Source organism: Geobacillus zalihae NBRC 101842 (genome assembly GCF_001544135.1).
Classification (GTDB): domain Bacteria; phylum Bacillota; class Bacilli; order Bacillales; family Anoxybacillaceae; genus Geobacillus; species Geobacillus zalihae.
The window spans coordinates 33,876-52,915 of record NZ_BCPV01000026.1; the positions used below are offsets into that span (position 1 = coordinate 33,876).

Below are 19,040 nucleotides of genomic sequence, written 5' to 3' on the forward strand. Positions count from 1 at the left end.
AATAGCATGAGAAGGCCGATGATGCAACGGATATAAAGCTTTGGCAACAGTGTTTCTCAAGCTGGAGAAACATGGCAACATCGCGTTTTCATTCCTTGCGATTCCTCATGAACCAAGCGAATCCGTTGTGTTTCACCGGCCTTTTAGGAAAGCTATTATTCTCCTTTCTTTCCATATCCAAAAACGGGGGAGATGAACATGATGAAACGAAAAGCCAAATGGGCCGTTGCTGCCAGCCTGGCGGTCGGAATGACGGCAGGCGCCCTCTTGTTTACGCCATCGGCGATGAAAGCATCGGAAGAAGTCGTGTTAGCGAGCGTCGACTGGGTGACGTCCCAGCTCAACCCGATGAAAAACGACATTGCCAATCTGAAAGCACAACTGGCCGCCCAGCAACAACAAATTCAACAGCTTCAACAACAACTTGCCAGCAAACCCGCTTCGCCTTCTTTGCCTTCTGTCGTCTATGTAGCGAAAAACAATGCGGCCGTCCGCAGCGGAGCGTCAACGAGCTACCGCGTCATCACTTATAAACAGGCAGGGGCTTCACTGCAAGTCGTCGGGGCGCACCTTACTTCCCAAGGACTTTGGTACAACGTCGTCCTATCTTCATCGCTGAAAGGATGGATCCATTCAGGCGATGTCTCGACATCCGCTGTCAGCAGCGACAGCACCAAGCACGTCATCGCCACGGCCGCGGTCAATATTCGAAAAGGAGCGACGACTTCTTATCCGATTATTGCGACCGTTCCAAAAGGGACAGAGATGGTCTATATCCAGCCGTTTACCAACAGCAAAGGAGAGAAATGGTACAACGTGCAGCTGTCTGACGGGCGGCGGGGTTGGATGGCCGCTGAATTTGGTGAGGTGAAGTAGACGGTGAAAAAACTAGCGTGGTTGGCCGTCGTCCTGTTTTGGCTCATCACCTCTCCTTCCGCCTCGAACGCCGCTGGGGTGAAAACGTACAACAATCCCGTGCAAGTCCTTTTATATAAAGGGGCATCGGTGACAGCCGCCGTCGAAGGAAACTATCAAATCGTCAATAAAGAGACGTTGACGATCACCCCGTTGCCAAGCGGGACAAATCTGACATTTCGGTCTTCCTCTTCGACCGTGTTTGTCACGTACAATGGAAAGACGGATTTTTCAAGCACCGGATTTACTATTCAAGAAACAATCGGCGCGGCGCCGTTGTCCCTTGTCAAGGTGAACCAAACGCGGTATCGGGGAAGCGTCGACATTCGCCTGCAAAACAGCGCCTTGTATGCTGTCAATATTTTAGATATGGAAGATTATTTAAAAGGAGTCGTGCCGAGCGAGATGCCTGCCTCTTGGCCGCTTGAGGCGCTGAAGGCGCAAGCCATTGCAGCCCGAAACTATGCCTATAAACATAAAACAAGTTTGACGACCAATCCAAACACACAGACGTATAAAGGATATGATGGAGAATCTCTCCGATCGAACGAGGCAGTGGATGCGACAAGAGGATTGTATCTTAAATATAATGGCAGTGTCATTGAAACGTATTACCACTCGACAAGCGGCGGCAGAACCGCCAACGTAAGCGACGTCTGGAACTCGTCGCAAACCGCCTACCCATATTTGGCGAGCGTCGATGACCCGTATGAATCATCGCCGTACAGCCGTTGGTCGTTCACCTTCTCCCCGTCTGTGCTGCTGCGTTCGTTCGGGCTCACCGATCCATCGGTTGTTTTATACGACGTCTCGATCACCAAAACCGGCGCGAACGGGGAAGTGGGGGCCGTCACGATTGAAACCTCGGCCGGCGAAAAAACGGTGAAAGGCAATGAAACGACCATCCGCAAACTGTTCCCGCTAGACGGCAATCAATTTTACGGCATCTTGCCGTCCAACTGGTTCGACATTCAAGTGCAAAAAAGCGGTCCATCCGTGTCGATTCAAACGACGAACGGCAGCATCGCCGCCTCTTCCTTGTCATCTTATTCTGTCCAAACAGAGAACGGAACGGTTTCGCTCGCCGGCGTCGAAGGAATCAAAGTACAAACAACGGATGGCATCATGCCGCTTTCCGCCTCGCCGTCAGGGGTCAGCTCGATCACCGTCACGGGAAAAGGCTGGGGGCACCGGGTCGGCATGAGCCAATACGGAGCAAAAGCATTCGCCGAGCGCGGATGGACGGCGGATCAAATTTTAGAACACTACTTCCCCGGTGCTGAAGTCTCGTTCTAGCGACAGAGTCCATGATGTCATACGGGATTTTGCTCTCCACCTCGGCATCACGCGGGAACAAAAAAGGGCGTCCTTCTTTGTGAGCGGAACGCCCTTTCTTCTTTTTCTATTTTTCTGTCCATCTGACGGATTCACGTTTTGTTTCATCGCCAAGGGCGTGAAGCAAATCGTCGACAATGCGAATCCATGAGTATTGCTCCACCGCCAACTTGCGCCCATTTTCCGCCATCTTTTCGTATTCCTCTCTCGGAAGGCAAAGCAGCTCGAGAACCGCCGCGGCGATCTGTTCGGGATTTTCTGGAGGAGCGATTTTTCCGCAATGGTATGTTTCTAAAATCTCTGCGCTCTCCCCTTCGCCGCAATACAGCACCGGGGTTCCGGTGGCGATCGCCGGGAAAATTTTCGACGGCCTTGCTCCTTTAAACAAGTCGATGTTGCGCAGCGAAACGATGCTGTAATCGGTGATGGAGAAAATCTCCGGCATCTTCTCAACCGGAACGGATCCGTAAAACGTCACATTGTCAAGGCCAAGCTCTTCTTTTAACGCCATCAGCTTTTCCCGCTCTTGGCCGTCGCCGACAAACAGGAAATGCGCCCGTTCATCTTTCGCTTTGACGATGGCCGCCGCCCGCAGCACCGAATCGAGCCCTTGGGCGTATCCCATCGTTCCGGCGTACGTAAACACCACTTTTCCTTCGAGCCCTAATTCCGCGAGCAGCTTCTTGTTTTTCGGCAACGGGCGAAACACATCCGTGTTGACGCCGTTCGGCAATAAAAAGACATCTTCGGGCGCTTTCCCTTGCTCAATCATATAATCGCGAATGCCTTCCGTCGCGGCGGCGATTTTCCACGCCTTCCGGTATAAAAACAGCTCGAGCCATCTCGCCATTCGAATGAACAGCCGATTTTTCAAAATGCCGAGCTCAACGGCCGATTCCGGCCAAATGTCGGCGACGTTGAAAACAAACTTCGCCCGTTTCAACTTCGCACCCACGTACCCGGTGATCCCTAAAAACAACGGCGGGGAATTGCAAATGATCACATCCGTCGGCTTCGCTTTCACAAGCAGCGAATAAAACGAGCTGAACGTAAACGAAAAATACGAAGCGAGCCGTTTCCAAAAGCTCCCCTTTGGCGACGGATAAATCCATGTCCGATGAACGGGAATGCCGTCCCATTGTTCGAACAAATAAAACAGGCCGCGGTATGGCTTGGGGATGACGCCGTGCGGATGATGCGGGAACGCCGTGAGCACTTCCACTTGATGCCCCCGTTTGATCAGCTCTTTGCTCACCTCATACACACGAATTTGCGGTGCGCCTGTTTCCGGCGGGAAGTGTTGGCATAGGTACATGATCCTCATGGCCCGCTCCACACCACTTTCCCAAAAAATCGCAAACGAACGTTCCATTTCGAGCGCCAAGAGGCGAGCGCAAACGAGGCGTGGAAAAGGGGAAACGCCCCCCTGGCATCGTCCCGCTGTCCTTGGATGGATAATCGTTGCCGCGAACCAACGGTCATCATGAGCTTGCCAACGGAAAGCCGCCGGCTTCGCGACTTAGCCTCCGCTTTCGGCAACAAACGAGCACCAACCGCGGCGGCTGACATGACGGCTTTGCTCCTCATCGACTCCCTCCACCGCCTTTCAACGTTTGTTCATACAATCGGATCATGCGCATCGCATTTTCCGTCCAATCGTAATGTTCATGGACATGGTTGACGCCGTTTTCCCCCATTCGTTGCCGCAGCCTCTCATCAAGCAGCAGCCGTTCGAACGCCTCCGCCAGCTTTTCCGGACTGTTTTTCGGCACGATCAACCCCGTTGTTCCCTCACGAACGACTTCCGGCAACCCGCCGACGTTGGAGACGACAACGGGAACGCCGCACGCCATCGCCTCGACGGCGGCAACGCCAAAACTTTCGCTGTCTTCCGTCGAAGGCACGGCGAAAATATCCATTTGATTGATATACAGCGGCACTTGTTCGTTCGGAACTTTGCCGGCAAACGTCGTCACGGATTGGATGCCGAGGCGGGCGCACAGCTCCTCGTATTCGCTCCGCTGCGGCCCGTCGCCGACGATCAACAGCTCCGTTTGCGGATGCCGCTCGTGCACAATGGCAAACGCCCGAATCAAATCGGCGATCCCGTACTTGTCGGAAAGAGCTTTCACCGTGCCGATCGTCACGGTCCGTTTCGGCTGTTTCGGCAACGGTTTGAAGCGGGCGACATCAACACCAAACGGCGTCACTTCGATCGGTTTGTCCGTATACTTTCCGGTTTCTTTCGCCATCACATGACTTGTCGAACAAATGACATCCGCTCGCTGCAATGTATATTCAAGCATCCGTCGGTTCCAGCGATTGGCATTCGGAAACTGATACACGTCGCGTCCCCAGACGGAGACGTAAAACGGATGATACCCCGCAAGCGCCCCGATCAACCCGTAGCTGGAGGCATAATGGGCGTGCAAAATATCTGGTCGAAACGAAGCGAGCAGCCGCTTTAATGAAAAGACAGTGGAAAAATACGACAACTTCCCCGGCAGCCATTTCGGCAGCACGACTGTCTCGACTTCTTTCGCTTGCTCCGGCCCGTAATGGTCTTTAAACGTCACGACTTTCACATCGATGCCTTGCGTTTGGTAAAAGCGGGCCCACTTATGCGTATGGATCGATTTGCTTGGAGCCAATAAGGCGACTTTCATCGGAGGCCCCCCACCAACGTTTCTTTCACCTTTTCCACTCTCGCTTCCCATGAATGTTTCGCCATAAACGTCCGCGCAATGCGCAAGCGGCACTCCTCGAGCATGTCCGCCATCTTGGCGATCGCTTCTGCCATCGACGACGGGTTGTCGTCGCAAATGACGCCATACCCATCCGCTTCAATCAATCGCTTTTGCGCTGAGCAAGCGGTGGCGACAATCGGCAGGCCGCTCGACAGATAGTCGACCAGTTTGACGGGAACGGAAAAATCATTGTACTCGCTCCGCCGCCGCGGGATGAAGGCGAAATCCATCTCCGCATACAAACGGTCGAGCGCTTCGCCGCTGACGTGCTCGACGCGCACTTGCAAGGCGGCAAGCTCTTCTTTCACCGCAAGCGGCTGCCGCTCGTACTCGTCTTTTCGGCAGACGACGGTGAGCGAAACAAGCGGCTTGCGGCGGTTTGCCAAGCGAATCGCCTCAAGCAGGAGCAAAAGCCCATAGTCGGCATTGTTGATGCCGCCAACATAAATGGCATTCAGCGGCTGTTTCGCCGTCCCGAACCGCTGAAACGGCTTTTGCTTCCCACCCGGCGGCAAATCGACCATCGGGCGGCGGATCGCGACGTATGTTCCCATTTCGAGGCTCGGCAAAAAGATGACATCGCAGTACCGCTCGTAAAACCGTTCTTCCCAACGGTACATCATTTGCATGGCCGTTTTTTTCCAACCGCGGAGCGGATACAAATCAGGAAACTTCCAATAGACGTCGCGGTAAAAGACGCCGATCGGAACATTGCGGGCTTTCAAGTAGCGGAGAACGTCTCGGTCGACGAACGGACGTTGCGGCCGGTGTCCTGGGTCCGTGAGCCAAAGCGGAATCGTCTGGTTTTCCATATAGCAAAACCAGACATCATCGAGCTTGCCTTGGCTGCGGAGCTCTTGAAATTGCTTCTCCCGCTCGGCTGACGTGCCGGCGATCAGAAGAACGTCCACTCCCTCTTTCGCTCCCCAGCGCAAAAACGCTTGATGCATTTCATACGGCCGCAGCTTTGACCCGCTGTTTCGTTCCGCGGCGAGTGAAAACGGGTAATAAATCAATACGGTTTTCATCATTCATCCCTCATCGGTCATTCGCCTTTTCGTTGCAAACCATGCCCGTAAATCCCCCTGCACCCGCAGCCACAACGCCATTCCGCCAAACAATGCCACGAGCAGCACCCAGGTCGGATTGAACAAAAAATCGGTGAACCCACCGACGAGCGTGCGGGGGATGTTAATGGAAAAATAAACGAACAAACTTAAAAACAAAGGATTTTTTGGCAGCCGTAGAAACCCAATATACAACAGCTGCGTCACGACACCGACATACAGCGTGCCGATGACGATCCCCACATAACCGAAATTGGCATACGCCTCAGCGACAAAAAGGGTGTTCAACACTCCCCCTGTCCCGTCTTCAATCCGCTCTGGGAACACGTGCGCCATCACGAGGCGGGCGGAGCGGACATTCTCGACGTCAAACAACCCTGTTAAAATCGAGGGCAAGCTTTTTCCATAAAGAAATGGCAGCGCTTCGCCGAACAAATTCAAATGAAGAAACGTCGGCGCGATTTGCGCCAAAATCATGCGGCCGATCGGGCCTTTGTTGTAAGACAAAAAGGTCGCAACATCTTGCACCCCTTGAATGACGATGTACATGCCGACGAGCACCGCCGCCCCCACTCCCCCATACAACGCCAATTTCGCCGCCGACAGCCTTGTTTTTCCAATGTAGATGCGAATCAGCAAAAACATCATCACGTAAAAGAAAATCGGCGATTTGGCCAAATCATACACATTGACGAACACCGCCCCGACAAACAGACAGATAAACAGCAGCTTCCACCGCCACTCGTGCGTCAGCTCGGCAAACAAATAAGCGATAAACGACAAAAGCGGCGTGAGCGTAATGGCAAAAATATTGCGAACGAGCACGTTTCCGGCAAAATGGCGCGACGCCTCAACACGCAACGCAGCCAAGCTCTCATCCGTCCCTGTCAAGAGCGCAAACACCGGAATCGTCGGCGTTTTCCAAATCATATATGCAATGGCGGCAAAACTGAGCAGCGACAGCGCCAAAAACGCATAAAACACTTGGCTGCCCGTCGCTCCAGCCAACGGAGAAAGCGGCTTTTGCAAATAGGCGCGAAACTCCTGCCTCGCTTCAAATCCGCACAGCCTTGAAACGACCACCATCGACAGCGGGAACACGATCATGACAAAGCATACGACAGCAAATCCAATCTGCCGGTATTCCTCAGGCCGAAACAGCTTGCGAATCATGTAGTAATCGTCCATCCCCAAGGCGATCAGCAGCGCGCCGATGAAGCTTGACAGAAGGAACGAGTAATAGTACACAATCGACACGAGATTCGGCGCCGTCCATGAAAGCGTCCCCGCTGCATAGCGAAACATCAAGGTGGAGGCGACAAGAACAATCAACCCAATCAACACGTCCAACATGCCGACGCACCCTTATCGCTGTCCGATCGCCGCCACGATTTTCTCCGCCGCATGCCCATCGCCAAAGACGTCCACATAAACAGGGGCGACTTCCTTGTGAACCGCCGCGACGATCTTCTCGCGGTCCGTGCCGGTTAAGATGTTCGCCCCGCCTTCGAGCGTTTCCACCCATTCGGTTTGTTCGCGCACCGTCACGCAAGGCACACGAAGGAAATACGCTTCCTTTTGTACGCCTCCTGAATCGGTGATGATTTTTTTCGCGCCGCTCTCTAACCGAAGCATGTCCAAATAACCGACCGGATCGATCAGCCGAAGCCCTGGAATCGCCGAAGCGTCCAAGCCGTACTCTTCAAGCTTATGCCGCGTCCGGGGATGAATCGGCCACACTTTCGTTCCGTCAATATCCCGAAAAGCAGCCAAAATGGCTTTCAATTTGTCGGGGTCATCGGTATTTTCCGCTCGGTGAATGGTGATCAAGTAGTAGGATTGTTCCGCCAGCGACAAATCAGCCAAAATCGTCGATTGGCGCTGTGCGAGCTCCTTGTTGTACAAAATGGCGTCATACATGACGTCGCCGACATTCCAGACGTTTCGCGTAATATTTTCTTTTCGTAAATTTTCCACGGCCGTCTCCGTTGGACAAAATAAGAGCTCGGAGACATGATCGGTCATGATGCGGTTGATTTCTTCCGGCATCTGCTTGTTGAAGCTGCGCAGTCCGGCTTCGACGTGGATGACGGGAATATGGAGCTTCGCTGCGACAAGAGCGCCCGCGAGCGTCGAGTTCGTATCGCCATAGACGAGCACATAATCCGGTTTTTCCTGCATGACAATTTCTTCAATTTTCATCAGCATTTCGCCCGTTTGCTTTCCATGGCTGCCTGAACCCACCCCAAGATAGTAGTCAGGCGTCGGAATGTTCAACTCCTCAAAAAAAATGGCCGACATATTCGGGTCATAGTGCTGCCCGGTATGGATCAGCACTTCGGTATATTGTTTTCGCAAGACGCGCGAGACGGGGGCAGCCTTGATAAACTGCGGTCTGGCGCCTAACACGGTGGCGATTTTCATCCGAAACACCTCCTAGATCAGATGAGCGGTTATCAAGTATTTTGCGCATTTTCGCCCTCGATCGTGCGCACCGGACGGCGCAAATCACGATCAACCCGGCTGGCAAAGAGCGTGGCGGCAAACAGGCCCCAACCAGCGAGCACCCAGCCGTCAGCAAGCGGCGCCTGCTGAACGTAGACGATGACGATGAGGGCGAGCAATGTGCCGACCAAAACCAAAGCCATCTTTTTCCATGACACTGGCACAGGATACACTTGCTGGCTTTTGCGAAAAATGAAAGCCACGGCGACCATATACGTCATGAGGCTGGCCGCGATCGCCCCCCAGCTGAGCCAAAGCGGCACCAACACGGCGTTCAACGCAAGATGAAGAAGCGCCGCTAGCGTGAACACCCGTGAAATATAGCCGGTTTCCTTTGTCAAAAACAAGCCGGTGGAAACAATCAGATAATAAAAGTTCAAAAACGTGACGGCCGATAAAAACGGAATATAGGACGCTGCATCGCGATATTCCGGTTTGAAAAAGGTTCCCACAAGCCACGGGCTCGCCGTGGCGATCAAAAGCAGCCCAAACGCTCCAATGAGCAAAAGCGCCATATACACTTTCGCAAACAACGCACGGCTTTCCGGCCGGTCTTTCATCGACATCGAATACGGACGCCACGCCATCTGCACGCCGCTCGTGATGAGCGTGATCACGGTCGCGAGACGCAAGGCAACCCCAAACACCCCGACTTCCTCCAACGACGCAAACCGTTGGATGAAAAACGTGCTGACGTTGGCGATCACCCAAAAGGCGAGCGAAGTCGGCACGAGCGGGGCGGCGTAGGCAAGCAGCTCCTTTAACACGTCAAAGCGCACGCGCCACACCATATACTTGACGGTCAAATGCAACATCAACAAAAACACGAGCGCGCTGCTCACGAGCCGGCCGATGAGCAGCCCTTCCGGCGTCGCCGCGAACCACCGGAGCGCCGCATACGACAGCACAGCGACAAGCAGCATTTTCACGAGCGTCCAAATCACGACTTTTTTCGTCTGAAATTCAAACCGCAGCACCGTCGTCGCCATGACGAAAATCGTATCGAGCAGCAACGTCGCGATACTGATGTACAGCAAATCGACATAGCGAGGCTCTTGAAACAGCGCGCCTGCGATCCACGGACCGGCCAAAACGACAGCCAAAAATAAGATGGCGACGACAAACAGCCGGAAGTACATGACGTTGCGCACATACAAAAGGCGCTTCTCTTTGTCGTCCGTGTCGTAATAGTAAAAAGAGAGCGCCGAATCTGTACCGAAAATGACGAGAAACGTCAGCATCGACGTCCATTGGTCGATCAAGTAGACCGCCCCGTACTGCGCCTTGGACAAATAGCTTGTATAAATCGGCAGCATCAAAAAGGCAATCAGCTTCGTGCCGACGTTCATAAACGCGTAAAGGAGCGAGTCCGCTCCTAAACGCTTGAATGCCGAGAACAATTTATAACAACTCCCGCTCGTCGACCATTTTGCTGAAGCGCGCCGGGAATCCTTTCACGACCGTCCTCGGTTCCGTATCTTTCGTCACAAGCGCCCCAGCGGCGACAAACGTCTCTTCCGCCACCGTCACGCCCGGCAGCAAAATCGCTCCGCCTCCAACGCGCGCCCCGCGCTTGACGGTCGCCCCTTTGATTTTGGCGAACCGTTCTTCCGTCCGCCCCATGTAGTTGTCATTGGTCGTCGTGACGCACGGAGCAATGAACACATGGTCTTCGAGCGTTGTGTAGGCCGTGATGTAGGAGTTCGACTGGATTTTCGTCCGATCGCCGATTTGGACGTGGTTTTCGACGCACACCCCGCGCCCGACGATCACATATTGGCCGATGTGCACGTTTTCGCGCACGCTCGCCAAATCAGCGATCAATGTGTAGGCGCCGATCACTGCTCCTCGATAGATGACAGCGTTGGCGCCGATCGTGCAATGGTCGCCGATGACAAGCGGCGGCAGCTCGCCCGACAGCTTGACGGTGCTCGTTTTCGCCGGCTTCGGCGGTTTGCCGAGCACCGCTCCGTCGGCGATCGTCACGCCGTCGCCGATGACGGTTCCTTCGTGAATCGTGACGCGATGTCCGATTTTAACGTCGTTTCCGATTTTGACATTCGCCTCGATGACCGTGAAATGGCCGATTTCGACACGTTCACCGCAAACAACAGAGGGATCGACAACGTTCATGGTTTCGTCTCCTTCGCTTACAATTTGACGTATTTGGCCGGTTTCGACACATCTTTCATAGCATTGCGTGTGTCAAACACGACCCGGCTGTGACGAGCGACCATTTCATAGTCGATGTTGGAATGGTCCGTCGTAATCAAGACAAGATCTGACTGCGCAAGCAGTTCCGGCGTCAGCTCGACCGTCTCAATCACCCGGTTGCACGCCCGGAACGACGGAACATACGGGTCGACGACCGCAAATTCCGCTCCGTATTGCTCGAGCAGCTCGACGATTTTCAACACTGGCGATTCGCGCACATCATCAATGTCTTTTTTGTAGGCGACGCCGAGCACCGTCACTTTCGAACCGCGCAGCGCCTTGCCTTCTTCGTTTAAAATGAGCATCGCGCGGTTGACGACATATTCCGGCATGGCGTTGTTGATTTCTCCGGCCAGCTCGATCAAGCGCGTATGGTAGTTGTATTCGCGCGCCTTCCATGTCAAATAAAACGGGTCGATTGGAATGCAATGGCCGCCAAGCCCCGGCCCCGGATAAAACGCCATAAATCCGTACGGCTTCGTTTTCGCTGCATCGATGACTTCCCAGACATCAATGCCCATCCGTTCGCACAAAATGGCCATTTCGTTCGCCAACGCAATGTTGATATGGCGGAACGTATTTTCAAAAATTTTCTCCATTTCCGCCACCGCCGGACTCGACACTTCATGGACATCGCCTTCAAGCACGGCGCGATACATCGCCGCTGCCACTTTCGTGCACGTCTTTGTCACGCCGCCGACGACTTTCGGTGTATTTTTCGTCTTAAACTGCTTGTTGCCCGGGTCAACCCGCTCCGGCGAATAGGCGACGAACACCGTCTCCCCGACGACGAGCCCTTTTTTCTCCAGCGCCGGTTTCACGATTTCTTCCGTCGTACCTGGATAGGTGGTCGATTCCAAAACGACAAGCATCCCTTCATGGGCGTATTTAGCGATTTCCTTCGCCGAGTTTTCGACGTAGGACGTATCCGGCTGATGATGCTCATCGAGCGGGGTCGGCACCGCGATCGCCACGGCATCGACTTCCGCGATCCGGGCGTAATCGGTCGTCGCCACAAGCCGCCCTTGTTTGACCATCTCATGCAAATCTTCATCGACGACATCGCCGATGTAGTTGATCCCATTGTTCACTTGATCGACGCGGCTTTGTTGGATGTCAAAGCCAATGACATGAAACCCTGCTTTTGCTTTTTCGACTGCCAGCGGCAACCCGACGTAGCCAAGCCCGACCACGCCGATGACCGCGTCGCGTTTCTCAAATTTTTGCAACAGCCGTTCCGCGTAGTTCATTCCTCTCATTCCTTTCTACTCAGATAGTTGCACTCTTGTCCCCGTTTCCGCCGAACGCAAAATCGCTTCGATCAGCCGAACAGGAGCCAATCCGTCCAAACCCGTGACGATCGGCTCGCGGTCTTCGCGAATCGCTTGCACCATATCTTCAATGATCCATTGGTGCCCCGGCTTGCCAAACGGGTCGGCGTTGATCTCATCGATGAGCTTTGCCCGTTCTTCCTCGCTGACGCCTTCCGCTTCCCACGTTTCGATAAAGTTGGCCGTCCGGCCGCCGATTTTCACCGATGCCGTTTCACCGAAAATGGCGATCGATTCCTCCAAGTTTTGCGGATAAATCGTCGTCGCTGCCTCAATGACGCCAAGCGCCCCGCTTTCAAACTCGACGACCGCCGCCGCGACGTCTTCCGTCTCAATCTTGCGCAGCCTTGTCGCCGCCATCGCTTGCACCGCCTTGACCGGCCCCATCAGCCAAAGCAGCAAATCCAAATTGTGAATGGCTTGATTCATCAAGACGCCGCCGTCAAACTCTTTCGTCCCCCGCCACGCCGCCTGATCATAATAGGCTTGATTTCGATTCCAGCGCACCGTGGCGTTCGCATGGCTCAGTTTTCCGAACATCCCGCGCTCCATCGCCTCTTTCAGCTTCCGAATCGCTGGACGGAAGCGGTTCGGATGAACGACCGCGAGCTTCACGCCGCTTTCTTTCGCCGCGCGGATCATCTCTTCGGCGTCGCTCACACGGAGCGCCATCGGTTTTTCCACAATGATATGACGGCGATAGCGGGCCGCCAGCTTGGCCAGCCGCGCGTGCAATCCAGACGGAACACAAATGTTGACGACATCGATCTGTTCGTTCTCCTTCAACATCGTCTCCATATCAGTGTAAACAGGAACGTCCGACACGTCGCGCAACCGTTCCGGGTTCGTGTCGCACACTGCCGCCAGCTCGGCGCCGTCCGCCTTTTCAATGGCATCGATATGTTTTTTGGCGATATGCCCCATGCCGACAATGGCAAAACGGATCATGAAGAATAGTACCTCCTCGCGTCCAATATATACTTCCAAAGCACGAGCCAAACGACCGTCAAAAACAGGCCGAGGACAAGGCCGACGGCCATCAGCTGCCCCGTATACGTTTTCGATTTCGCCACCGTTTCCGACAATACGGCCGGTTTTTCGTAAAAGACAAGATTGCCGCGGATGCGATTGACACGCTCCATCACTTCAGTCAAGTTGTTTTCCGACTCAACCAACAAGTCGCTGATGTCATGGAGCTGTTCCGGATTCAAGCGGCCCGACTGTATTTGTTCGCTATAATAATCGACTTTTTGCTGCAAGGCGCGCTCCCGTTCTTCCAGCGCATGCAAGTATTTCGTGGTGACATCAATCCGCTCTTGCGAATGGCGCTTGAGCCCCTGGCTGTATTCCGACACAACAAGCTTCAATTCTCGACTCACGTCTTGTTCATCGTCGCCTTTGACCGTGATTTGCACGTACTGTTCTTCAGGAACGACGACATCCAAGTTTTTCACATCTGGAAACTTCGCTTCTATATTTTTCGGATCCGTCAACTCTTTTACATCAATCGATCCGGTAAACACGACAGCTTTCCCCGTATACTTCTCCCCCTGCAGCAAAAGCCGCCCTGCGATGACGGTCAACACGATCGTCGCAAGCGGAACGACAAGAAACCACCATTTTCGCTGCCAAAAAAAGCGCAAATATTCGTATAGCACAAACGGTCGTTTTTCCGCCGTCAATCCGGCCACCATCCCTTATCATAAAATAACAAAGTGTTGTGAACAAAACAAATGATCCAACGCCAAAGAAAACGCCATTGCTGTGCGCAAGTGACGTTTCCTTTGGCCGGTTGGACGATCAAGCGAAATGACGGTAAAACTCTGCGATTTTCTCGACGACGTACTGTTGCTGCTCCTCTTTCAGCTCTGGGAACATCGGCAGCGACAGCGCTTCTTTCGCCGCTTTTTCCGCCTCCGGCAACTGCCCTTCCTTATACCCGAGCGAAGCAAACACCGGTTGCAAATGCAGCGGCAGCGGATAGTACACCATCGTCGCGATCCCTTGTTCTTTCAAAAACGCTTGCAGCTCGTCTCGCTTCGGCGCTCGAATCGTGTATTGATGGAACACATGATAGCGCCCATCGACTTCTTTCGGCGTCACAACAAGGTCGCCGACCGCCTCCTCGAGCAGGCGCGTATACGTCGCCGCATGCTTGCGCCGCTGTTCCGTCCACCGATCCAGATGCGGGAATTTGACGCTTAAAATCGCCGCTTGCATCTCATCGAGGCGGCTGTTGTAGCCAAGTACATGATGGTAATATTTCGGCTTGCTGCCATGAACGCGGATGACCCGGCATTTTTCGGCCAGTTCGTCATCATTCGTAATGATCATGCCGCCATCCCCGTAGGCGCCCAAGTTTTTCGTCGGGAAGAAGCTGTACGTCGCCGCCGTCCCAAGCTCGCCAACGCATTTCCCGTTGTATTTCGCGCCGATCGCCTGGGCGGCGTCCTCGATGACAACCAATCCATGCCGGTTGGCAATCGCGGCGATCGCCTCCATATCCGCCATTTGCCCGTACAAATGCACCGGGATGATGGCTTTCGTCTTCTCCGTCACCGCCGCTTCAATTTTCGCTGGATCGATGTTGAACGTCACCGGATCGATATCGACAAACACCGGTTTGGCGCCGGCCCGCGCAATCGATCCTGCCGTCGCGAAAAAGGTGAACGCCGTCGTGATGACTTCATCGCCCGGCCCGACGCCGGCCGCTTGCAAAGCAATATGTATCGCATCGCTTCCGTTGCCGCAGCCGATCCCATGTCTAGCCCGGCTGTAGGCGGCAATATCTGCTTCTAGCTTTTTGACATAATCCCCTAAAATAAAGCGGGAGGAGCGCATCACTTCATCCAATACGCGCATGATCTCCGGCTTCAATTGTTCATACTGTTCGCTTAAATCCAACATTGGCACGTTCATCGCAAGTTCCTCCAAATCCAAAAAATATGTAGAATAAACATGTTTAGTTTATCACATTTGCGTCAATATATAATGACAGTTTTGTGGCAATCTTGGCCTTGCCGCAAAAAAAATCAGCGAAGGAACGGCAGAAGCTGCATAAACAACGAAAAAGAAGGGTATAATTTTCCAAAGAAGGGCCATTCCTGAAAAAAGCCGTTTGTCCCTTTCATGACACAAACGGCCCATTTGCTATTTATCGGTCATTTCCGTATACTTTTCGGCTTCCCCGAAGCAGCTTGCGAATAAAGGTCATAAACGGCTTGTACTGATCATTGACCAAGCCGATCAGTTCAGCAAGCAGTTCCCCGAAGACGATCAAGGCAAAGACAATGAGAATGGACTGCCATAACGTCGAGGCGGAGAACAAAATCGCGCTGATGGCAAACATCAAGCCAAACGCATAAATGAGCAGCACCGTGTTGCGATGCGAAAAGCCAAGGGCCAGCAACCGATGATGAAGATGCGACTTATCCGGCGCCGAGATCGGCTTTTTATTCACAATGCGGCGAATAATGGCAAATGTCGTATCGAAAATCGGCACACCCAAAATGATCACCGGAACAACGAAGCTGAAGAGCGTCACGCTTTTGTAAAGCCCTAGCACCGACAGGACGGAAATCGCATATCCTAAAAACAACGCGCCGGTATCCCCCATGAAAATTTTTGCCGGGTGGAAGTTGTAAAACAAGAAAGCGATGACGCTGCCCAAGATGATCAAGCAGAGCGTGAAAATGAGCATTTTGCCCGCCATGCCCGCCATGACGGCAATGGCCGCAATCCCAATGGCGGAAATGCCCGCGGACAATCCATCCAATCCATCGATCAAGTTGATGGCGTTCGTAATCGCGACAATCCAAAATATCGTGATCGGGTAGCTCCACAGCCCCACCTCAAACGTGCCGACAAACGGAACGGTCAAAAGATCGACCTTCAGCCCGGAAGCAACAACGACGAACGCCGCCAGCAGCTGGCCGGCCAGCTTCACTTTTGGCGACAGCTCGTACAAATCGTCGAGCATCCCGACGAGCACGATGATGATGGCGCCGACCGTCATCCCCGTCACTTGCTCTTTATACACCCCGCCGACAAAATAGCCGACGGCGACACCGATAAAAATGGCCAATCCGCCAAGCCTTGGCATGACTTTTGTATGCACTTTTCTCCCGTTCGGCCGATCGACCGCGCCAATTTTGACCGCGAGCTTGATCACGAACGGGGTGATGACCAATACTGTGATAAACGAAGCCAAACATGCGGCAAATGCTTCCATATTCATATGCAATCACCTTGGCCTTATAAAATCGCGGAAACACACATCATCTTTATGTTACCATATACGATGAGTAAATCAATCTTTTTTTACACCCCTTTTTTGTCCCCAAGGATGGAAAATTTCTTTTTCCCTTGCCGCGAGAAGCTCCGAGCGCCAATCCGGCGGACGATTCCACATTTTACATCCTCCCTCCACAGGAAACATCTTGTGCTATAATTAGGTTTTAGAGCACTTGGTGTGAATCATGCCTGTCTAGGAGAGGAATGGACATATGTTTGCAAAAGTAAAGCAACTATTTGACGAAAGCGCGCGAGACGTGCAGCGTCTTGCCAAGCTGGCGGCGCAAATCAATGAATGGGAACCAACCATTTCTTCGCTGAGCGATGAACAACTGCGCCAAAAAACGGTTGCCTTCAAAGAGCGACTCGAATGCGGTGAGACGCTCGATGACATCAAAACCGAGGCGTTTGCCGTCGTCCGGGAGGCGGCGCGGCGCGTGCTCGGTCTGCGCCATTACGACGTGCAACTGATGGGCGGATTGGCGATGCATGAAGGAAACATCGCCGAAATGCAGACCGGGGAAGGAAAGACATTGGCGGCCACTTTGCCAAGCTACTTGCACGCCCTCCTTGGAAAAGGCGTCCACATTATTACAGCCAACGAATATTTGGCGCGCCGGGACTGCGAACAAATGGGCCGTGTGTTCCGCTTTCTCGGCTTAACCGTCGGCCTGAATGTGTCGCAAATGACGGCCAGCGAGAAAAAAGAAGCGTACGCGGCCGATATCACGTACGGCACCGGCACCGAGTTCGGCTTTGATTATTTGCGCGACAACATGGTGCACCGCCTCGAAGATAAAGTGCAGCGCCCGCTGTATTACGCCATCATCGATGAAATCGACAGCATTTTAATCGACGAAGCGCGCACCCCGCTCATCATCGCCAATAAATCGGGAATCGGAGCCGAATTGTTCCCGATTATGGCGCGCATCGTCCGCACCTTCGAAGAAGGAAAAGAGTATGAACGGTCTTTGGAGACGAAACAAATTTTCCTCACCGAAGAAGGGGCGCAAAAAATCGAGCGGGCGTTTGGCATCGATAACCTATACGACTGGGAGCATCACGTGCTGCTCCATCATGCGATGCAGTCGCTGCGCGCTTGGTTTATCATGCGGCGGGATGTCGATTACATCGTCAAAAACGGCAAAGTGATGATCGTTGACCCGTTCACCGGCCGGGTGATGGAAGGACGCTCGTTCAGCGACGGCCTGCATCAAGCCATTGAAGCGAAAGAAGGTGTGGAAATCACCGAAGAAAACGACATCCAAGCCACGATTACGATCCAAAACTATTTTCGCATGTATGAGAAGCTAGCCGGGATGACCGGCAGCGCTACGCCGTCGAAAGAAGAATTTTGGCAAACGTACCGGCTGCGCGTGATTACGATTCCGACAAACCGGCCATCCCGCCGCACCGACTGGGACGACCTCGTCTACCAGACGTACGAGGCGAAAGTACGGAAAATTATCGACGAAGTGAAAAAAATGAATGCCATCGGCCGTCCCGTTCTCATCGGCACGACATCGGTCGCACAGTCGGAACGGTTGTCAGCGGCGTTTTCGAAAGCAGGCATCCCTCACCACCTGCTCAATGCCAAAACGGAGGAAGAAGAAGCGCGCATCATCGCGACCGCCGGGCAAAAAGGGCAAGTGATGATCGCGACCAATATGGCCGGGCGCGGGACCGACATTTTGCTTGGAGAAGGCGTCAAGGAACTTGGCGGGCTGCACATCATCGGCACAGAGCGGCATGAAAGCCATCGCATTGATATGCAGCTGCGCGGCCGGGCAGGACGCCAAGGGGATCCGGGGTCTTCCCAGTTTATCATTTCGCTGGAGGATGATTTATTTCGGCTGTACGATCAAGAGGAACTGGAAAAATGGCGAAGCAAAGTCAAGACGGATGAAACCGGGCTCATCGTGTCGCCCAACCCGATCAAGTTCGTCCAAAAAGTGCAAACAACGATCGAAAACGCCCATTATTCAGCGCGTTTGCATTTATTGAAACTGGACACTGTGATTGACCAACAAAGCAAAGTCATCTACCATATGCGCGATCGCGTCTTGGCGCTGAAGCAAGCAGAGGTGCTGTCCGAGCTCCTTCGGCACATTCAGCGTTATATCACGCAAACGATCGACCGTTATTGTCCGGAAGACGTTTTGTTTGAAGAGTGGGACATCGAAGGACTGCACAACGAGCTGCGCCGTGCCTTTTTCCAATTTGCCTATCCGATTGAGGATCTTCGCCATAAGCAAAAAGAAGAAATCGCCCAACTTGTTTGGGACGAATACAAATCGCTTGAAGCGGCGCTCGCCGATCTTCCGTGCGACGAAGAACAAACGATGCGGCTTAAGCATTTGATGGTCGAAACCATCGACGCCCACTGGATTCGCCACTTAAATCAACTGAATGTATTGAAAGAGGGGATTCATTTGCGCAGCTACGGCCAAGAGGATCCGTACCGTGCCTTTGAAATGGACGCCTACCGCGAATTCGTCGCGCTGCAGCAAGCGATCGACGCCGGCATTTGCACCACAGCCATGAACTATTTGAAAAGCCAGTTTGTCATCGATGACGAAGCGGCCGTCGCCGCGAACGAACCATAACCGCGGCGCAGCACGCCGCCTCGTAAA

Annotated in this window: 16 protein-coding genes; 3 read left to right on the top strand and 13 right to left on the bottom strand. The window is 53.4% G+C overall.

The features are described 5' to 3' along the window. Nucleotides 1-198 precede the first annotated feature (198 nt). Together GZ1_RS09035 and GZ1_RS09040 are read left to right on the top strand one after the other, a co-directional pair. Nucleotides 199-876 carry an SH3 domain-containing protein gene (locus GZ1_RS09035; RefSeq protein ID WP_013146448.1) on the top strand — a complete coding sequence of 226 codons (678 nt, stop codon included), beginning with the start codon at nucleotides 199-201 and terminating at the stop codon, nucleotides 874-876. Between the two features lie 3 nt (nucleotides 877-879). After that, nucleotides 880-2,211 carry a SpoIID/LytB domain-containing protein gene (locus tag GZ1_RS09040; protein ID WP_060788357.1) on the top strand — a complete coding sequence of 444 codons (1,332 nt, stop codon included), beginning with the start codon at nucleotides 880-882 and terminating at the stop codon, nucleotides 2,209-2,211. A 106-nt stretch (nucleotides 2,212-2,317) separates the two neighbouring features. On the opposite strand, the gene GZ1_RS09045 is transcribed toward GZ1_RS09040, so the two are convergent. The 13 genes from GZ1_RS09045 to GZ1_RS09105 form a co-directional block, all read right to left on the bottom strand. Further along, nucleotides 2,318-3,574, bottom strand: coding sequence for a glycosyltransferase family 4 protein (locus tag GZ1_RS09045; protein WP_015375867.1), 1,257 nt, complete (start codon nucleotides 3,572-3,574; stop codon nucleotides 2,318-2,320). Beyond that, a complete protein-coding gene (locus GZ1_RS09050) occupies nucleotides 3,571-3,837 on the bottom strand; it encodes a hypothetical protein (RefSeq protein ID WP_060788358.1) in 267 nt (88 codons plus the stop codon). The genes GZ1_RS09045 and GZ1_RS09050 overlap by 4 nt, the downstream gene beginning before the upstream one ends. Beyond that, nucleotides 3,834-4,916, bottom strand: coding sequence for a glycosyltransferase (locus tag GZ1_RS09055; RefSeq protein WP_060788359.1), 1,083 nt, complete (start codon nucleotides 4,914-4,916; stop codon nucleotides 3,834-3,836). Before GZ1_RS09055 ends, GZ1_RS09050 begins: the two co-directional genes overlap by 4 nt. Then, nucleotides 4,913-6,028: a glycosyltransferase gene (locus GZ1_RS09060; RefSeq protein WP_060788360.1), complete on the bottom strand. Its 1,116-nt coding sequence runs from the start codon at nucleotides 6,026-6,028 to the stop codon at nucleotides 4,913-4,915. Before GZ1_RS09060 ends, GZ1_RS09055 begins: the two co-directional genes overlap by 4 nt. Next, nucleotides 6,029-7,417 (bottom strand): O-antigen polymerase, encoded by a 1,389-nt coding sequence (locus tag GZ1_RS09065; protein ID WP_015375871.1) that lies wholly within the window; start codon nucleotides 7,415-7,417, stop codon nucleotides 6,029-6,031. 12 nt (nucleotides 7,418-7,429) lie between these two features. Beyond that, nucleotides 7,430-8,488: a non-hydrolyzing UDP-N-acetylglucosamine 2-epimerase gene (wecB, locus tag GZ1_RS09070; protein ID WP_013146455.1), complete on the bottom strand. Its 1,059-nt coding sequence runs from the start codon at nucleotides 8,486-8,488 to the stop codon at nucleotides 7,430-7,432. 32 nt (nucleotides 8,489-8,520) lie between these two features. Then, on the bottom strand, nucleotides 8,521-9,969 hold the full coding sequence (locus GZ1_RS09075) for a lipopolysaccharide biosynthesis protein (protein WP_015375872.1): 1,449 nt from the start codon (nucleotides 9,967-9,969) through the stop codon (nucleotides 8,521-8,523). A gap of 1 nt (nucleotide 9,970) precedes the next feature. Further along, on the bottom strand, nucleotides 9,971-10,702 hold the full coding sequence (locus GZ1_RS09080) for an acyltransferase (protein ID WP_013524679.1): 732 nt from the start codon (nucleotides 10,700-10,702) through the stop codon (nucleotides 9,971-9,973). 17 nt (nucleotides 10,703-10,719) lie between these two features. Next, the gene (locus GZ1_RS09085; protein WP_015375873.1) at nucleotides 10,720-12,033 is read right to left on the bottom strand and encodes a nucleotide sugar dehydrogenase; all 1,314 of its coding nucleotides are present in this window, start codon (nucleotides 12,031-12,033) and stop codon (nucleotides 10,720-10,722) included. A 15-nt stretch (nucleotides 12,034-12,048) separates the two neighbouring features. Next, nucleotides 12,049-13,062, bottom strand: a complete 1,014-nt coding sequence (locus GZ1_RS09090) for a Gfo/Idh/MocA family protein (RefSeq protein WP_015375874.1) — start codon at nucleotides 13,060-13,062, stop codon at nucleotides 12,049-12,051. Beyond that, nucleotides 13,059-13,796: a GumC domain-containing protein gene (locus GZ1_RS09095; RefSeq protein ID WP_013146460.1), complete on the bottom strand. Its 738-nt coding sequence runs from the start codon at nucleotides 13,794-13,796 to the stop codon at nucleotides 13,059-13,061. The genes GZ1_RS09090 and GZ1_RS09095 overlap by 4 nt, the downstream gene beginning before the upstream one ends. Before the next feature lie 118 nt (nucleotides 13,797-13,914). Beyond that, nucleotides 13,915-15,033, bottom strand: coding sequence for a DegT/DnrJ/EryC1/StrS family aminotransferase (locus GZ1_RS09100; protein ID WP_015375876.1), 1,119 nt, complete (start codon nucleotides 15,031-15,033; stop codon nucleotides 13,915-13,917). A gap of 235 nt (nucleotides 15,034-15,268) precedes the next feature. Continuing rightward, nucleotides 15,269-16,351: a glycosyltransferase family 4 protein gene (locus GZ1_RS09105; protein WP_013146462.1), complete on the bottom strand. Its 1,083-nt coding sequence runs from the start codon at nucleotides 16,349-16,351 to the stop codon at nucleotides 15,269-15,271. Between the two features lie 268 nt (nucleotides 16,352-16,619). On the opposite strand from GZ1_RS09105, the gene secA2 reads away from it, so the two are divergent. After that, nucleotides 16,620-19,013, top strand: coding sequence for an accessory Sec system translocase SecA2 (gene secA2, locus GZ1_RS09110; protein ID WP_060788361.1), 2,394 nt, complete (start codon nucleotides 16,620-16,622; stop codon nucleotides 19,011-19,013). Nucleotides 19,014-19,040: the final 27 nt, after the last annotated feature.

Bases quoted from the DNA above. Each gene is read 5' to 3' on its own strand.
- GZ1_RS09060 (WP_060788360.1), bottom strand. From the start codon at position 6,028: ATGATGAAAACCGTATTGATTTATTACCCGTTTTCACTCGCCGCGGAA.
- GZ1_RS09100 (WP_015375876.1), bottom strand. From the start codon at position 15,033: ATGAACGTGCCAATGTTGGATTTAAGCGAACAGTATGAACAATTGAAG.
- GZ1_RS09035 (WP_013146448.1), top strand. From the start codon at position 199: ATGATGAAACGAAAAGCCAAATGGGCCGTTGCTGCCAGCCTGGCGGTC.
- GZ1_RS09105 (WP_013146462.1), bottom strand. From the start codon at position 16,351: ATGAATATGGAAGCATTTGCCGCATGTTTGGCTTCGTTTATCACAGTA.
- GZ1_RS09055 (WP_060788359.1), bottom strand. From the start codon at position 4,916: ATGAAAGTCGCCTTATTGGCTCCAAGCAAATCGATCCATACGCATAAG.
- wecB (WP_013146455.1), bottom strand. From the start codon at position 8,488: ATGAAAATCGCCACCGTGTTAGGCGCCAGACCGCAGTTTATCAAGGCT.
- GZ1_RS09045 (WP_015375867.1), bottom strand. From the start codon at position 3,574: ATGAGGATCATGTACCTATGCCAACACTTCCCGCCGGAAACAGGCGCA.
- GZ1_RS09080 (WP_013524679.1), bottom strand. From the start codon at position 10,702: ATGAACGTTGTCGATCCCTCTGTTGTTTGCGGTGAACGTGTCGAAATC.
- GZ1_RS09065 (WP_015375871.1), bottom strand. From the start codon at position 7,417: ATGTTGGACGTGTTGATTGGGTTGATTGTTCTTGTCGCCTCCACCTTG.
- GZ1_RS09085 (WP_015375873.1), bottom strand. From the start codon at position 12,033: ATGAACTACGCGGAACGGCTGTTGCAAAAATTTGAGAAACGCGACGCG.
- GZ1_RS09090 (WP_015375874.1), bottom strand. From the start codon at position 13,062: ATGATCCGTTTTGCCATTGTCGGCATGGGGCATATCGCCAAAAAACAT.
- secA2 (WP_060788361.1), top strand. From the start codon at position 16,620: ATGTTTGCAAAAGTAAAGCAACTATTTGACGAAAGCGCGCGAGACGTG.
- GZ1_RS09050 (WP_060788358.1), bottom strand. From the start codon at position 3,837: ATGAGGAGCAAAGCCGTCATGTCAGCCGCCGCGGTTGGTGCTCGTTTG.